Source organism: Sporacetigenium mesophilum DSM 16796 (assembly GCF_059569055.1).
Window position 1 is genome coordinate 1 of sequence record NZ_JCANUR010000004.1, and the last position, 15,803, is coordinate 15,803.

Here is a 15,803-nt window from a genome sequence, read left to right on the forward strand (position 1 = left end):
AGTTCTTTAGCACGAGTAGCTAACTTTTTCTTGCCATCACAAGCACCGTACTCAGCATCAACTCTAGCAGTTAAGTTAGCTTTAGTATCAGCAACAACAACTTCACCTAATAATTCAGCAAACTTAGCAGCATGTTCAGCTTCTTCAAAAGCTATTCTCTTGTAAGCTTCAGCAACTTCAGGATAACCTTCTCTATCTGCTTGTCTAGACATAGCTAAGTACATTCCCACCTCAGTACATTCCCCTATGAAGTTAGCTCTTAAACCTTCTATTATTTCAGGATCTACATCTTTAGCAACACCTATTCTGTGTTCATCAGCCCAAACTAAATCCCCTGATTTTTCTATGAACTTTTCAGCTCCAACTTTACAAACTGGACATTTTTCTGGTGCAGTTTCTCCTTCGTGTATATACCCACAAACTGTACAAACAAATTTTTTCATAATCAATTCCCTCCATATATTTCAAAATACTTACTATTTTTTTCTCAATACTAAATATATACCTTGTAAAAAATAATTTAAACAAAAAAATAAAAAAATTATTATTGATTAGATTTTTATAAATGGAAAACATTGAATTTATATATATTTAAGCTTTTAGATTATTTTTTATAAATAATCAAAAACTAGATATGAAAATATATAAAAAAAGGAGGAATTAATATGAACAATAACAAAATAATAGATGAAAATGCTAAAAAAGCTGTAGAATTAATGAAACTAGAATATGCAGATGAATTTGCAATTTCTGATGGTGGAAAAAGGTCGGCTTATGGAAACGGTATGTTAGGTGGATATGTAGGCGGACTTATGACCAAAAAGCTTGTACAAATGGGAGAAGAAGAACTTTTGAGAAACTATGGACCTAAAAATAAATAAAAATACCATATTTACAATTAATGGTGCATGGATATATAATATACCTATAGAGGGTATATGAAAGGAGTGTTTTAAAATGAAAAAGAAAATATCAATAGAAGGCATGAGTTGTGGCCATTGCGTTAATCACGTTAAAACTGCATTACTTGAAGATATGAATGGTGTTAAATCAGCAGATGTAAGTTTAGAAGAAAAACAAGCTATAATTGAAGTTGAAGATAGTGTAACTGATGAAAATATAAAATCAGTTATAGAAGAAGTTGGATTTGAAGTAGTTAATATAGAAAACATATAATTTATTAAAAACTGGAGAATTTTTCTCCAGTTTTTTTATTTTAAGTATAATATTTAATAAATTTCTAAAATTGTATGGATACAATTCCTGTTGTTGTGTGGTACAATTTCCGTTAAAATAATTTTTAAGAATAATATGGTTTGGAGGTATACATATGAGTACTATAGTAGAAAGTAAATTTAATACAAAGGATTTGGTCATATCCTCACTTCTTATATCCTTAGTATTTATAGCTACAAAATTTATAAATATAAGACTGCCTATATCTATAAATGGAGGATTAATTCACTTAGGGAATACAATGCTTTTTATATCAGCTATTGTTTTTGGAAAAAGAAAAGGGGCTATTGCAGGAGCATTTGGAATGGGGCTATTTGATATTGTATCTGGGTGGATACTATGGGCTCCTTTTACATTTCTAATAAGAGGTATTATGGGATATATTATAGGCTATATTTCATGGGGTAATAATAGAAATGGAAATAGTAATTTATACAATGTTATAGCTGTTTTATTAAGTGGGATATGGATGATAATAGGATATTATTTAACAGAAGTTATACTATATGGAAACTGGATTTCTCCTATAACTTCTATACCTGGGAATATAGTGCAAATAGCTATAGGGATTATTATAGGACTTCCAATAGCTAAGGTTTTAAAAAGATATAATTTTAATATATAGGAGGATTTTTATGAATAAAGTTATGATAATGACACCAGGGCCTACACATATAGATGAAGAAGTAAGGTATGAAATGGCAAAGCCAAATATGAACCCTGATTTGGATAAAAATTTCTATGAATATTATAAGAAAACTACTGAAAATTTAAAAACTATATTAAAAACTAAAAACGATGTATTAATATTATGTGGAGAAGGAATATTAGGACTTGAAGCAGCATGTGCATCATTAATAGAACCTGGGGATAAGGTATTATGTATAGATAACGGTATATTTGGAAATGGATTTGGAGATTTTGCAAAAATTTATGGTGGTGAAGTAGTATATTTTAAAGGTGATTATGAAAAAGGGATAGATTTTTTAGAATTAGAAAAATTCCTAGAGAATAACAATGGCTTTAAAGTAGCTACATTAGTTCACTGTGAAACTCCATCAGGTATTACAAATCCTATAGAAAAAGTATGCAAATTACTTAAAAAATACAATATAATTGCAGTGGTAGATTCTGTATCAGCAATAGGTGGAGAAGAATTACATATTGATGATTGGCAGATAGATATTGTATTAGGAGGATCTCAAAAGTGTCTATCTGCTCCTGCAGGGCTTACTTTTTTAAGTATAAGCGATACTGCTTGGAATAAGATATTAAATAGAAAACTTCCTATAGGTAGTTTTTATGCAAATTTGGCTATATGGAAAAACTGGTATGAAGATAAATGGTTTCCATATACCCAACCAATAAATAATATATATGGATTTAATAAGGCAATTGAAAGATATTTAAATGAAGAAAACCCTATATATAGACACGAAAAAATTGCAAATGCAGTTAGAAATAGCATTATAAATTCCGGATTACAGCTATATGCAGTAGATAGTTTTTCAAATACAGTTACATCTGTAAAAATTCCAGATAATGTATCATTTGATGATATATACAATTTAATGTTAAATGATCACAACATAATGATTGGAGGCGCTTTTGGATATTTAAAGGATAAAATATTTAGAATTGGCCATATGGGTGAAAATTGTCATGAAGAAAAACTATATAAAACATTAAAATCACTAGATGATGTTTTAAAAAAATTAGGGGTAAGCTTAAAAGGAAGGCTACATAAAGAATTTATAAAAGAAATGAAGTAATTTTTAAATAAAATATGATATTAAAAAAGGATGAAATTTTTATTAAATTTCATCCTTCTTTATTTGAGCAAGGTCCCTGCTCTTCAAGGTCGTTGGCGACATGAGCGCAGCGAATTTTTTATTTAAGATTTGCAAATACAGTATCTATAAGCTCTATAGCTATATTAGAAGTAATGTTATCTATATCTAATAATGGATTTAATTCAACTAAGTCCATTGACTTAACCATACCACTTTGTACAAATTTACTTAAAAATTCTTTTGATTCTTCAACACTAAATCCATTTTCTACTCTAGTTCCAGTACCAGGAACACAAGAAGCATCCATAAAATCTAAGTCAAAGCTTAAGTGTATAGCATCTATATCTTGTAAATTTATTTTTTCTAAAATTTCACTTACAACATTACCTATACCAATACGCCTTATATACTCTGGTGTATATACATTCATATCCAATTTATTTATTAGTTCTTTTTCTCCTTTATCTAAATCTCTAACACCTATAAGAAATACATTTTCTGGCGAAATCTTAGCGCCGTCAAAATATATATTAGTTAATTTTTCATGGCCTAACCCCATTGCTGCAGCTAAAGGCATTCCGTGAACATTTTTTGAATAAGTTGTTAGATGAGTATTGATATCTCCGTGGGCATCAATCCACAAAACGGCCAAATTATCATAATACTTACTTGCTCCAGATATACTTCCTACCCCTAATGAATGGTCTCCTCCTACAATTAGAGGGAAACAATCACATTTTAATGAGTTGTAAACAGTATGAGCTAAATTGGTATTAGCATCTGCTATAGGATCTAAATATTTCATGTCAGGATGAAATGAAAGTTTGTCTTTGTCTTCAACATATGGGATATATATATCGCCTAAATCGTAAATGTTGTAGTATTTTCTTATTGTACCTATAATGTCATTTTTTCTTAGACTATCAACTCCGAGGTTTGCTCCATACCTATCACATCCGTAAAAAATAGGAACTCCTATTAAGTTTATGTCCATAAAAATACCCCCATAAAATAATATTAGCTATCTTAGGTAACTAATATATTATATTCATGGTGTATAAAAATGGGCATGAAAAAACTAAAATATAGAAAAAAGGTTCCTATTGGGGGATAATAGGAACCTTCAAAATTGGGGGAGATTGAGTATATTTAATTTTATATATATATTATGTACTAGACTTAATAATGTTATACATAATTTAAATAAAATTTATTATTAATATAGAAATCACACTTCTATTTTAATTGGAATATAATAATATGAATAATTAAGTATCAGGGGGTGAAAATATGGAAAGGAAAAACTACCATAAACAAAATAATCAATCACATCATAAGCAAGAATTAAAGAATATGCTAATGAATTTGGCGCAAAAAGAACTACAAAGTTATGTAGCAAAAAAAGGTACACTAAAGTATGTAGAACAAAACGTAGATAAAGTTATAAATCAAAACTTAAAGAAGTTAAGTAAAAGTTTGAATACAAACCCTGCATATGATAGATTAATAGAAAAGTGTGCGTATCAAGACAGTCTACAAGATATTATGAGAATAATAAGAAATGAAAAACACCTAAGATCAAAATCTGAAATTATGAAACTAGCTAAATATTTAAATGTAAGTATTAATCATAAAAATTCATATAAAATAATAACTAGAAAAATAGCTAATCATATATACAAACAAAGAGACCATATAATAAGAGGATATTCTTTTTATGAAGAAAGAGGAATAGATAAAGTATTAGATCCAGAAGAAATTAGATATGAGCTTATAAATGAATACAAATCAAAGCAAAGAGAAAATTTAGAATCGGTAGCACACTCCTTTGATATTGACGTATATGAAGATGAAAGTGAAGAAGACTTAAAAAGAAGAATAATTAGTTATATAATAAAAGAAAAAATAAGAAAAGATGATAAGCTTTAGGCTTATCATTTTTTTGGAAGGAGTAAATATGTTTGGATTTAGAAAATTAACTTATGAAGACTATGAAGATGTATATGAAATGTGCAAAGATATATGGGAAGGAACAGATTATATACCGGATGTATTTAATAAATGGATAGGTGATGAAAAGGGTGCTTTTCTAGGCGTTATAAGTAATGGAAAAGTTATAGGATTAGGAAAATATACTATTTTACATGACCAAAAGGGATGGATAGAAGGACTTAGAGTACATAAAGACTATAGAGGACAAAAGCTAGGAAAAACTATAACTAATAAACTTTTGGATATGGCAAAAGATGATTTGAAAAAAGGACTTATAACAAAGATAGGAACTTCTACTCATATATCAAACGGAGCAAGTATGAAGATGTTTAAAGATATGGGATTTATATTAGAACAAGGATTTGTAACAGTGATAAAAAAATATAAATATCTTAAAAATTATGACATAAACATAGAGAATTTTGATGTGAAAAAGTGGGATCTATCTTACGATGAATTTAAGGAACTACCTTATTTCAAAAAAAGAAATAATGTATTTCACTGTGATTTTATATTTATAGATATGTGTGAAGATTTATATAAAGATTTAAATGAAAATAATAATTTATTAATTATAAATGGTCACAAAGGTATAATAAGATACAAAAAAGAGCCAAACTTCGTATGTATAGATGAAAGTTTTGAAGGAATAGATACTTTTATGAATTATTGCTTAACAAAATATAATAAAGAATACCTGACTATGACAACTGTAATTGAAGAAGATAAGAACTTAATAAATGATTTGAAAAATAATAAATATAGATCTTGGAATAATTGGGAAAATGATTATTTATATTTTTTGTATAACATTTAAAAGTCTACTTGCATATATGAATAGTAGGACGTGTTCCTAATACTAGATAAAAAAGAGGTAGATATAATGTATAGTTACGCCCGCGATATAAATGGAAATATGTTACAATGTGTAAGTTCAGATTTTTCACTTGTTAGAGTATTTCATGCATCACCAGATGCCCCTGTAGTAGATGTATATGCAGATGAATCTTTGTTAGTTAAAAATTTAAGTTATAAAGATTTTAGTAATTACGTGCCTGTACCAGTTGGAAATTATGATGTTGAAGTATATCCAGCTGGAAGTCAAAATGGTCCAGTATTATCTATAAATATAGATGTGCCTGGAGGGCAAATAATAACAGTGGCAGCTACAGGCAATTTAGATGACTTGACATTACTTCCTATAATTGATGATGCTACTCAAATGGTAAATGAAGGTGAAGCAAAGGTTAGATTTTATCATTTATCTCCAGATGCTCCAGAAGTTTATATAACTGCAGATGGAAATGAATTATTTGAAAACATATCCTTTAGAGAAGGTTCTGAATATGCAGATGTTCCTGCTGGAAGTTATAATATACAAGCTTATCCGACTGATTCAAATGAAGCTGCATTATCATCTACAATTAATATAAATGAAGATAAAATATATACTATATATGCAGTAGGTAGTGCTGACCCTAACTCAGAAGCATACTTAGCTGGTAATGCGCTTGAAGTTATTCAATCTGTAGATGGAAATACTTTCGTAAAACAATGTTAAAATAGATAGAAATAAAAAACGTTGATTAAAATCAGCGTTTTTTGATTTTATAAAGTAAAGTAGAAAACAGTATAAGCATATACTATTATAAAGTCAACGCAGAGGGGAGGCATAAATATTATAAAAATTAAAATTAATAAAATAATAGTGTATGCTTTTGTACTAATCATACTAGGTGGATATTATGCATATGAAAAAGAAATTTTTCCTATAAAAGATAAGGTTACAATAGTAAGCTATAATATACACAGTGGATTAGACAAGGATATGGCTCCAAGTCTAGAAAATATAATAAAATTTTTAAGTTTAAGTAAAGCTGATATAATATGTCTTCAAGAAGTTAATGAATCTGCCAAAGTTGGATTTCAAGTAAGTAGTTTGCAACAAAAGCTTGGAATGTATTTGCATTTTGGGGCAAATGTTATAAAAACGGGGATGAATTACGGACTTGTAAATTATTCTAAATATCCAATAATAGATCAAAATCATACATATTTAAGCAGTAACAGAGAACAAAGGGGAATGCTTCACAGTGTAGTAAATGTAAATGGAAAAGATTTAAATGTTATAAATGTACATTTAGGGCTAGATAAAGAAGAAAGAAGAAAACAAATGGATGAAATTATTAAGTATGTATCAAAATTAGAAAAGCCTTATGTATTAGTAGGTGACTTCAACCAAAGTTATTTAGATATAGATAAAAATTACTTCAAAGATGTAGCAAAGGAGTTAAAGCGAGACCATATTTTAACTCATATTACAACACTTAATAGGATAGATTATATATTAACTTCTGATGATGTACAAATAGTGAGTTATGATGTTTTGTTTGAAAATATGTCTGATCACTATCCTATAATTGTAAAGATTAAAATATAGGTGTATTATAATATTAAAAAAGTACATAGGAGGAAAAATATGAAATTTACATTTTATCACAATAATATAAACGTATTGGATCTTCAGAAAAGTTTAGAGTTTTATGAAAAAGCTTTAGGATTAAAGGAAGTTAGAAGAATAGAGCCAGAAGATAAAAGTTTTATAATTGTATACTTAGGAGATGGAGTTACAAGTCATATGTTAGAGTTAACATGGCTTAGAGATTGGGATAGACCATATAACTTAGGCGATAATGAATTCCACCTAGCTCTAAAAGTTGATGATTTTGATGGTGCATATAAAATGCACAAAGAAATGGGATGCATATGCTTTGAAAATAAAGATATGGGAATATATTTTATATCAGACCCAGATAACTATTGGACAGAAATATTACCAAGTGATAAATAAAATTCGCTGCGCTCATAAAAAAAGAGGCAACCTTATAATTGTGTAAGGTTGCCTTTTTGATTACAAGAATATTGATAGCTTATCTGGTCTGTGGATAAGTTATCAATATTCAACTGATAAACTTGAGCAACGGACCTGTTTTTTAAAGGTTGTTGGCGACATGAGCGTAGCGAATTTTTGTAACTAATTTGTAATTTATCAGAAAACTCCCTTTACATATGTTGGTAAATGCGGTAACATATAGGTAAATGATATTTTTTTATGCGGAAAATTGTCTTAAAAACTGAATATATGTTGTGTTTTATTGAACAAATAAATAAGATTGGGGGAATTACTGGATTATGAAAAAAGGTATAGCTATGTCATTATGTTTAAGTGCAGCTGCTTTTGGAATGGCTGCAACGGATTCTCATGCTCAAGAAGTAGGAACAATAACTGCGAGTGCGTTAAATATAAGAAGTGGCCCTGGTACAGGGGATTCTATAGTAGGTAAGGCATACAAAGGGCAAACTGTTACAATATTAGAAAGTCAAAATGGATGGCACAAGGTAACACTTTCAAATGGAACAACAGGTTGGGGAAGTGGAGATTACATAAGAATAGGTACTCAATCTTCAACACCGGCACCAACTCCAGAATCTGGAATAGGAACAATAACAGCAAGTGCTTTAAACATAAGAAGCGGAGCTGGAACAGGGAGTTCGGTAGTAGGTAAGGCGTATAGTGGACAAACTGTTATAATATTAGAGAGCCAAGGTGGATGGTACAAAGTAAAACTTTCAAATGGAACAATAGGTTGGGGAAGTGGAGATTACATAAGAATAGGTTCTCAATCATCAACACCGGCACCAACTCCAGAAGCAGCACCAGCGCCAGTTACATCAGTATCTGGAACTGGAACGATAACAGCAGGTACATTGAATATAAGAAGTGGGGCTGGAACAGGATATCAGGTAGTAGGTAGTGCTTATAAAGGACAAGTTGTTGAATTGTTAGCAAGTCAAAATGGTTGGTACAAAGTAGAACTTTCAAATGGAACAATAGGTTGGGCTAGTGGAAGTTATGTATCTAAAGGTTCTCAAGCACCTCAAGAATCAGTAACAGAAGCTCCATCTAGAGGAACTGATAGAAGTGCAGCGATAAACTTAGCTTATGCCCAAATGGGAAAACCATATAGATGGGGTGCTGAAGGTCCAAGCAGTTTTGACTGTTCAGGATTTACAACTTATATTTATAAAAATGCACTTGGTAAATCAATACCTAGAACATCATCTGCTCAAAGTGGATATGGAGCATATGTTTCAAAAGACCAATTACAAACAGGAGACTTAGTATTCTTTGATACTGATAGCGATGGTGATGTAAATCACGTTGGTATATACGTTGGTGGTGGTAAGTTTATACACGCATCATCAGGAGCGGGTAAAGTTACTGTATCAGATTTAGACGGATGGTATAGCCAAAATGGTAGATACAAAGGTGCTAGAAGACCTTAGTTATATAAAAGATAAAAAGTTAATAGCTTTTTATCTTTTTTTTGTAATAAATTTGTGTTTTCTTTAATATATATTTTATATATGAATTATATTAGGGGGGACAAACTAATGAATAAAAGAAGAGGATTTTATAGAAGAAAAAGTAATCCATTAGCTAGAATACTGCCTATGTTTATAATTATAACTAGTTTAGGCGGATATACTGCATATAAATACAAAGACAAGATAGGTGAAATAGTAAATATAAAAGATGTTTTTAGTATAACTTCAAAGGATAAAGATGATGAAGTTTTTACTGCAGAGGATTTAGGCTTAGATGGTAAAAAAGATGATAAAAAAGAAGAAGATAAAGAAAAGGTAGAAGATAAAGAAACAACTAAAGCAGAATCGTCTTTAATAACTATAAATGAGTGGAAAATATATTCAGTACAAGTTGGAGCATTAAATGATAAAACAAAAATAAAAACTATACAAGATAAATTATTAAAAGATAAAACTCCATTTTGTATAGTAGAAGACAAGGGAGTATCAAAAATATATACATATTCATTTGTAGATGAAAATTCTACAAGAAAGCATCTAGAGAATATAAAAGGTAATTTTACAGATGCATTTTTATCAACTACAGAACTTCCTGTTATGAGTTTTGAATATACCAAAAAATACGAATACATGAAAGCGGTATCAGAAGATTTAAATAAATTAATATCGAACTTTGAAGCTGAATCAAAATTCTGGAGTGAAAATAAAGCCGGAGAATTTGACTTTGAAAAATATAAAGGTATATTAGAGAATAGAAAAGCAATAACTGAATCCTTGGATAAAGGAATTAAGGAAATAGATTATAAAGACTTAGGAAAGTTTAAAGATTCGTTAGAATTATACAACAAAAGTCTTAAAGAAACTATAGAATCTTCGCTAAAATTAAATGATGCACAAAAAACTTATATAAATCAAAGTTTATTTATATCTAGTATGTTTGGATATTTTACATTTATAAACTCTATTCAATAAATTTAAAAATGACCTTATAGGTCATTTTTTTGTTAAAAAGATTATAACTTTCATTATACAAAATTGAGAAATAGGATATACTTTCAAAGTGGTGTGAGGCATGACCAATGTAATATTTATGGAAATATTTAAAAGTGGTGATAATTTTTTAACAATTGTTAAGATTTAGCGAATTATGTAGTATAATAGTTATATAATTCTCATTTTGAAATTTTTTAAAAATTTATCTATTAATAGATAAGGAGGTAAACTAATGAAGCTCTTAAGTTTTAAAGGGGGAATACACCCTCCACACAATAAGAAGTATACAGAACACAAAGCACTAGAAAGAGCAGTAGAACCAAAAATAGCTTATGTACCTCTTCAACAACATATAGGTGCTCCAGCTAAACCTATAGTTAATGTTGGTGATGAAGTAAAAGTTGGTCAAAAAATTGGAGAAATGCAAGGATTTGTATCATCAAATGTACATGCACCAGTATCAGGAAAGGTTAAGGCTATTTCTGAACATGCAACTCCTGGTGGAAGTTCTCAATGTATATTAATTGAAAACGACTTTAAAAATGAAATCCATGAAAGTGTTAAACCAAAAGGTGACTTAGAAAAGCTATCTAAGGAAGAAATACTTGAAATAATAAAAGAAGCTGGTATAGTTGGTATGGGTGGAGCAACTTTCCCAACTCATGTTAAATTATCACCACCACCAGATAAGAAAATAGATACTGTAGTATTAAATGGTGCAGAATGTGAACCTTATTTAACAGCTGACCACAGATTAATGCTAGAATCTCCTGAAAATGTAGTAGATGGACTTAGAGCATTAATGAAAGCTTTAAATGTAGACAAAGGTTATATAGGAATAGAAAACAATAAGCCAGATTGTATAGAAGTTATGACAAAAGCGGCAAAACAATATAACAATATTGAAGTTGTAGGACTTGAGACTAAATATCCTCAAGGAGCTGAAAAACAACTTATATACGCATGCACAAAAAGAGAAGTACCATCAGGCGGACTTCCAATGGAAACTGGAGTTGTTGTAACTAATGTAGGAACTTCAGCACAAGTTGCTATAGCTATAAAAACTGGTATGCCACTTATAGAAAGAATAACAACTATAACTGGAAATTGTATACAAGAACCAAAAAACATGATTGTAAAAATAGGAACTCCATACAGTGAAGTAATAGATCAGTGTGGAGGATTTAAATCTGACAAAAAAGTAGGAAAAGTTATATCAGGTGGACCTATGATGGGTATCGCTCAAACTACAATAGAAGTTCCAATTACTAAAGGATCATCTGGAATACTTTGTTTAGATGAAAAAGAAGGACACGTTCCAAAACCACAAAACTGTATAAGATGTGGTAAATGTGTAGATATATGTCCAGCATTTTTACAACCTTTATATATAAGTGCTCATTCATTAAAGTACGATTATGAAAATGCAGAAAGCTATAGAGCATTAGATTGTATAGAATGTGGTTCATGTTCATTTATATGTCCGGCTAGAAGACCTCTTTTACCATCTATAAGAGTTGCAAAAAGAGAAATAGTAGCTATCAAAAGAAAACAACAGGCGAGTAAATAATTAAGGGGGTAAAAAGATGGATAATAAGTTTATAGTATCGTCTTCTCCTCACGTGAGAAGTAATGAAGATACGTCTTATATAATGAAACAGGTATTAATAGCTTTACTTCCAGCTACAATAGCTGCACTATATTTCTTTAGATTAAGTGCTGTTAATGTAATATTTTGGTGTTTATTAGGTGCAGTTGGAGCTGAACTTTTATACCAAAAACTTATGAAACAAGATGTTACAATAAAGGATTACTCAGCAGCAGTTACAGGATTATTACTTGCATTTAACGTTCCTGCATACCTACCTTGGTGGATGTGTTTAATAGGTTCAGCTTTTGCTGTAATAGTAGTTAAGCAATTATTTGGTGGTATAGGTAATAACTTTATGAACCCGGCTCTTGGAGCTCGTGCTTTCTTAATGGCATCATTCCCTGTAGCAATGACATCTTGGTCTAAACCAGGTGTAAATTGGGTTAGTAATGGTAATTTAGATGCAGTTGCTACAGCAACGCCTCTTTCATATTTAAAAGCAGGTTCTGAAGGATTAACTGCATTATCACAAAATGGAATAAATTTATTTGATTTATTTATAGGAAACATAGGTGGATCTTTAGGTGAAACATCAGCTATATTAATTATACTTGGTGGAGTTTACCTAATATATAAAGGAATAATAACTTACGTTATACCAACTTGTTATATATTAACAGTTGTAGTATTAACATTTGTATTCGGAGGATTTGATGCTACATTTGCTATATACCAAGCACTAGCAGGTGGTCTTATGATAGGTGCATTCTTTATGTTAACTGATTATTCATCTTCTCCAATGACTACAAAAGGTCAAATAATATATGCTGTAATAGCAGGTATATTAACTGCTGTTATAAGAATGTATGGAGGATATCCAGAAGGAGCATCTTATTCAATACTTCTTGTAAACGTATTAACTCCACTTATAGATAAGTATACAAAGAGAAGAGTATTTGGGGAGGTGGCTAAATAATGAAAGACATGATCAGATTAGGTTTAATCTTATTTGTTATATCAGCTATAGCTGCTGGATCACTTGGAGCTACTAATCAAGCCACTAAACCTATTATAGAAGATATGATAGCAAAGGCAAACGATGAAGCTCGTAAAATAGTACTTTCTACTGCAAAGGAATTTAAACCATTAGAAGGTGCTGAAAAAGGGCTAGTTGCTGAAGTATACGAAGGAATAGATAACGGAAATGTTGTAGGATATGCATTTAAAACTGTTCCATCAGGATACGGTGGAAATATAGAACTTATGGTTGGTATCTCAGCTGATGGAAAAGTAACAGGAATAAACATGGGTACAAACAAAGAAACTCCAGGACTTGGAACAAAGGCAGCAGAGCCAAAGTTCAAAGATCAATACAATGGCAAAAGTGTAGAAAAACCACTTGAAGTTGTTAAAGGAAAAGCTACTGGTGAAAATAGTATAGTAGCAATATCTGGTGCAACAATATCTTCTAAGGCTGTTACAGATGGTGTAAATGCAGCTATAGAATCATTTAATAGTTTAAAAAAATAAGGTGGGGGTGAATTTATGAATATTGGAAAAATATTTAAAAATGGTCTTATAAATGAAAACCCTACATTTGTTCAAGTTATCGGTATGTGTCCAACTCTTGCGGTTACAACATCTGGAACAAATGGTTTAGGTATGGGACTAGCTACAACAGCAGTTCTACTTTGTGCAAACATAGCTATATCACTTATGAGAAAAATCGTGCCTGATAAAATAAGAATACCAGCATTCGTAGTAGTAATAGCTACATTTACTACTATAGTTGGTATGTTACTTAAAGCTTATTTGCCAGCACTTGATAAATCACTTGGATTATTTATTCCTCTTATAGTTGTTAACTGTTTAATACTTGCTCGTGCAGAAAGTTTTGCATCAAAAAATACTGCTGCTGCATCTGCAGTAGACGGACTAGGAATGGGTCTAGGATTTGCATTAGCATTAACGGTATTAGGTACTGTAAGAGAATTATTAGGAAATGGAACTTTATTTGGAATGGGTATATTCGGTGCTTCTTTCCAACCAGCTTTATTATTTATATTACCTCCTGGTGCATTCTTAACATTAGGATTTTTACTTGCAGCGTTTAATAAATTAAATTCAAAGAAAGCTTAATGGAGGTGTAAAGCGTGAGATTAATACTTATATTTCTTAGTATAGTACTTGTAAACAACGTTATAACTTCACAATTCTTAGGAATATGTCCATTCTTAGGAGTTTCTAAAAAAGTTGATACAGCTATAGGTATGGGAGTTGCTGTTACATTCGTTTTAACAATAGCATCGCTTTTCACATACTTTGTACAAATGATATTAGTAGCAACAGGCTTAGAGTTCTTACAAACAATAGCCTTTATATTAGTTATAGCTTCTATAGTTCAGTTCGTTGAAATGGTTATACAAAAAATGAGTCCTGCACTATATCAAGCACTTGGAGTGTTCTTACCTCTTATAACTACAAACTGTGCAGTTTTAGGTATAGCGATAGTTAATATAACAAGTGGATATAATTTAATAGAAACTTTAATAAACGGAGCAGGAGCAGGTATAGGGTTTACACTAGCTATAGTGTTATTTGCAGGTATAAGAGAAAGATTAGAACTTGCAGATATACCTAAGGCGTTCCAAGGGTTCCCAATAACACTTATAGCAGCTAGTTTAATGTCTATAGCGTTTTTAGGGTTCACTGGTCTTATAAAGTTATAAAATAGGGGGTGAAGACTATGACAATAATGAATTCAATTTTAGTATTAGGGTTAATGGGTCTTTTATTTGGAGTTGTACTAGCTTATGCTGCAAAGAAATTTGCTGTTGAAGTAGACCCAAAAGTTGAAGCGGTACTTGCAGCTCTTCCTGGTGCTAACTGTGGTGGATGTGGATTCCCAGGTTGTGGAGGTCTTGCAAACGCAATAGCAGAAGGTAGTGCACCTGTAAATGCTTGTCCAGTAGGTGGAGCAGATACAGCTGCAAAGGTAGGAGAAATAATGGGTGTAGCAGCTTCTGGTACGGATAAGAAAGTTGCAAAGGTTATATGTAAAGGTACTTGTTCTAATGCAAAAGAAAAGTTCAACTACGAAGGTATACAAGATTGTAAAGCTGCAGCAATGTTAGGTGGCGGATCTAAGTCTTGTGGCGCTGGTTGTTTAGGACTTGGAACTTGTGTTAATGTATGTAAATTTGATGCTATAACAGTTGAAGATGGTGTAGCTGTAATAAATGAAGAAAAGTGTGTAGCTTGTGGCCAATGTTTAGAAGCATGTCCTAAGTCTGTAATAGACTGGAAGCCATATAAAAATGGAGTAGTTGTAGATTGTAATAATAAAGAATTCGGAAAAACAGTTAAATCTAAGTGTACTGTTGGATGTATAGGATGTCAAATATGTGTTAAGGCTTGTCCTTTTGACGCTATAGGCTTCGAAAATAATTTAGCTAAAATAAACTATGATAAGTGTACTCAATGTCAAGTTTGTGTTGCTAAGTGTCCAACAAAAGCTATATCTGGAGATTTAAGCAAAGTAAGAAAAGTTGACATTGAAGAAGATAAATGTATAGGATGTACTATATGTAAGAAAAACTGTAAGTTCGATGCTATTGAAGGTGAACTTAAGCAAAAACACAAGATAGATCAAGATAAATGTGCAGGATGTCATGCTTGCGTAGAAAAATGTCCTAAAAAAGCTATTAAAATACAATAATATGGCAAAGATAAAGGTATGGAAAAAATTCCATACCTTTATTATTTTGCAGATAAAATCGTTCGACAAGAACATTGAATTTTTTACAATA

Annotated in this window: 19 protein-coding genes; 17 read left to right on the forward strand and 2 right to left on the reverse strand. The window is 30.7% G+C overall.

The genetic code is table 11. The features are described 5' to 3' along the window. Positions 1-443, reverse strand: a 443-nt coding sequence (locus BS62_RS05095) for an NADH peroxidase (RefSeq protein WP_496490174.1), incomplete at its 3' end; no start/stop codon positions are given. 222 nt (positions 444-665) lie between these two features. On the opposite strand from BS62_RS05095, the gene BS62_RS05100 reads away from it, so the two are divergent. The 4 genes from BS62_RS05100 to BS62_RS05115 all read left to right on the forward strand — a co-directional run bounded on the left by BS62_RS05100 (position 666) and on the right by BS62_RS05115 (position 3,008). Continuing rightward, positions 666-881: a small, acid-soluble spore protein, alpha/beta type gene (locus tag BS62_RS05100; protein WP_496490175.1), complete on the forward strand. Its 216-nt coding sequence runs from the start codon at positions 666-668 to the stop codon at positions 879-881. 76 nt (positions 882-957) lie between these two features. After that, positions 958-1,176, forward strand: a complete 219-nt coding sequence (locus tag BS62_RS05105; protein ID WP_496490176.1) for a heavy-metal-associated domain-containing protein — start codon at positions 958-960, stop codon at positions 1,174-1,176. 154 nt (positions 1,177-1,330) lie between these two features. Then, a complete protein-coding gene (locus tag BS62_RS05110) occupies positions 1,331-1,861 on the forward strand; it encodes an ECF transporter S component (protein WP_496490177.1) in 531 nt (176 codons plus the stop codon). 10 nt (positions 1,862-1,871) lie between these two features. Further along, positions 1,872-3,008, forward strand: coding sequence for a pyridoxal-phosphate-dependent aminotransferase family protein (locus BS62_RS05115; RefSeq protein WP_496490178.1), 1,137 nt, complete (start codon positions 1,872-1,874; stop codon positions 3,006-3,008). Between the two features lie 118 nt (positions 3,009-3,126). On the opposite strand, the gene rocF is transcribed toward BS62_RS05115, so the two are convergent. Beyond that, on the reverse strand, positions 3,127-4,023 hold the full coding sequence (gene rocF / locus BS62_RS05120; RefSeq protein WP_496490179.1) for an arginase: 897 nt from the start codon (positions 4,021-4,023) through the stop codon (positions 3,127-3,129). Positions 4,024-4,319: 296 nt separating this feature from the next. Between rocF and BS62_RS05125 the strand changes: the two genes are divergently transcribed. From BS62_RS05125 to BS62_RS05185, 13 genes are all read left to right on the forward strand, one after another. Continuing rightward, complete coding sequence (locus BS62_RS05125; protein ID WP_496490180.1) at positions 4,320-4,958, forward strand: hypothetical protein; 639 nt, start codon at positions 4,320-4,322, stop codon at positions 4,956-4,958. 28 nt (positions 4,959-4,986) lie between these two features. After that, the gene (locus BS62_RS05130) at positions 4,987-5,838 is read left to right on the forward strand and encodes a GNAT family N-acetyltransferase (protein WP_496490181.1); all 852 of its coding nucleotides are present in this window, start codon (positions 4,987-4,989) and stop codon (positions 5,836-5,838) included. A 66-nt stretch (positions 5,839-5,904) separates the two neighbouring features. Beyond that, complete coding sequence (locus tag BS62_RS05135; RefSeq protein WP_496490182.1) at positions 5,905-6,582, forward strand: DUF4397 domain-containing protein; 678 nt, start codon at positions 5,905-5,907, stop codon at positions 6,580-6,582. A gap of 147 nt (positions 6,583-6,729) precedes the next feature. Next, positions 6,730-7,461, forward strand: a complete 732-nt coding sequence (locus BS62_RS05140; protein WP_496490183.1) for an endonuclease/exonuclease/phosphatase family protein — start codon at positions 6,730-6,732, stop codon at positions 7,459-7,461. A gap of 39 nt (positions 7,462-7,500) precedes the next feature. Further along, the gene (locus BS62_RS05145; protein WP_496490184.1) at positions 7,501-7,872 is read left to right on the forward strand and encodes a VOC family protein; all 372 of its coding nucleotides are present in this window, start codon (positions 7,501-7,503) and stop codon (positions 7,870-7,872) included. A 341-nt stretch (positions 7,873-8,213) separates the two neighbouring features. After that, complete coding sequence (locus BS62_RS05150) at positions 8,214-9,368, forward strand: C40 family peptidase (protein WP_496490185.1); 1,155 nt, start codon at positions 8,214-8,216, stop codon at positions 9,366-9,368. 108 nt (positions 9,369-9,476) lie between these two features. After that, positions 9,477-10,382, forward strand: a complete 906-nt coding sequence (locus BS62_RS05155; protein ID WP_496490186.1) for a hypothetical protein — start codon at positions 9,477-9,479, stop codon at positions 10,380-10,382. Between the two features lie 253 nt (positions 10,383-10,635). Continuing rightward, a complete protein-coding gene (rsxC, locus tag BS62_RS05160) occupies positions 10,636-11,973 on the forward strand; it encodes an electron transport complex subunit RsxC (RefSeq protein ID WP_496490187.1) in 1,338 nt (445 codons plus the stop codon). A 16-nt stretch (positions 11,974-11,989) separates the two neighbouring features. Continuing rightward, on the forward strand, positions 11,990-12,970 hold the full coding sequence (locus BS62_RS05165) for an RnfABCDGE type electron transport complex subunit D (protein ID WP_496490188.1): 981 nt from the start codon (positions 11,990-11,992) through the stop codon (positions 12,968-12,970). After that, positions 12,970-13,524 carry an RnfABCDGE type electron transport complex subunit G gene (locus tag BS62_RS05170; RefSeq protein ID WP_496490189.1) on the forward strand — a complete coding sequence of 185 codons (555 nt, stop codon included), beginning with the start codon at positions 12,970-12,972 and terminating at the stop codon, positions 13,522-13,524. The genes BS62_RS05165 and BS62_RS05170 overlap by 1 nt, the downstream gene beginning before the upstream one ends. A gap of 15 nt (positions 13,525-13,539) precedes the next feature. After that, a complete protein-coding gene (rsxE, locus tag BS62_RS05175) occupies positions 13,540-14,133 on the forward strand; it encodes an electron transport complex subunit RsxE (protein ID WP_496490190.1) in 594 nt (197 codons plus the stop codon). A gap of 14 nt (positions 14,134-14,147) precedes the next feature. Further along, the gene (rsxA, locus tag BS62_RS05180; RefSeq protein ID WP_496490191.1) at positions 14,148-14,723 is read left to right on the forward strand and encodes an electron transport complex subunit RsxA; all 576 of its coding nucleotides are present in this window, start codon (positions 14,148-14,150) and stop codon (positions 14,721-14,723) included. 17 nt (positions 14,724-14,740) lie between these two features. Next, entirely contained in the window at positions 14,741-15,712 is a 972-nt protein-coding gene (locus tag BS62_RS05185) for an RnfABCDGE type electron transport complex subunit B (protein WP_496490192.1), read from the forward strand. Positions 15,713-15,803 lie beyond the last annotated feature (91 nt).

Bases quoted from the DNA above. Each gene is read 5' to 3' on its own strand.
- BS62_RS05105 (WP_496490176.1), top strand. From the start codon at position 958: ATGAAAAAGAAAATATCAATAGAAGGCATGAGTTGTGGCCATTGCGTT.
- BS62_RS05135 (WP_496490182.1), top strand. From the start codon at position 5,905: ATGTATAGTTACGCCCGCGATATAAATGGAAATATGTTACAATGTGTA.
- rocF (WP_496490179.1), bottom strand. From the start codon at position 4,023: ATGGACATAAACTTAATAGGAGTTCCTATTTTTTACGGATGTGATAGG.
- BS62_RS05185 (WP_496490192.1), top strand. From the start codon at position 14,741: ATGACAATAATGAATTCAATTTTAGTATTAGGGTTAATGGGTCTTTTA.
- BS62_RS05130 (WP_496490181.1), top strand. From the start codon at position 4,987: ATGTTTGGATTTAGAAAATTAACTTATGAAGACTATGAAGATGTATAT.
- BS62_RS05145 (WP_496490184.1), top strand. From the start codon at position 7,501: ATGAAATTTACATTTTATCACAATAATATAAACGTATTGGATCTTCAG.
- rsxE (WP_496490190.1), top strand. From the start codon at position 13,540: ATGAATATTGGAAAAATATTTAAAAATGGTCTTATAAATGAAAACCCT.
- BS62_RS05165 (WP_496490188.1), top strand. From the start codon at position 11,990: ATGGATAATAAGTTTATAGTATCGTCTTCTCCTCACGTGAGAAGTAAT.
- BS62_RS05100 (WP_496490175.1), top strand. From the start codon at position 666: ATGAACAATAACAAAATAATAGATGAAAATGCTAAAAAAGCTGTAGAA.
- BS62_RS05150 (WP_496490185.1), top strand. From the start codon at position 8,214: ATGAAAAAAGGTATAGCTATGTCATTATGTTTAAGTGCAGCTGCTTTT.
- rsxC (WP_496490187.1), top strand. From the start codon at position 10,636: ATGAAGCTCTTAAGTTTTAAAGGGGGAATACACCCTCCACACAATAAG.
- BS62_RS05155 (WP_496490186.1), top strand. From the start codon at position 9,477: ATGAATAAAAGAAGAGGATTTTATAGAAGAAAAAGTAATCCATTAGCT.
- BS62_RS05115 (WP_496490178.1), top strand. From the start codon at position 1,872: ATGAATAAAGTTATGATAATGACACCAGGGCCTACACATATAGATGAA.
- BS62_RS05170 (WP_496490189.1), top strand. From the start codon at position 12,970: ATGAAAGACATGATCAGATTAGGTTTAATCTTATTTGTTATATCAGCT.
- BS62_RS05110 (WP_496490177.1), top strand. From the start codon at position 1,331: ATGAGTACTATAGTAGAAAGTAAATTTAATACAAAGGATTTGGTCATA.
- BS62_RS05125 (WP_496490180.1), top strand. From the start codon at position 4,320: ATGGAAAGGAAAAACTACCATAAACAAAATAATCAATCACATCATAAG.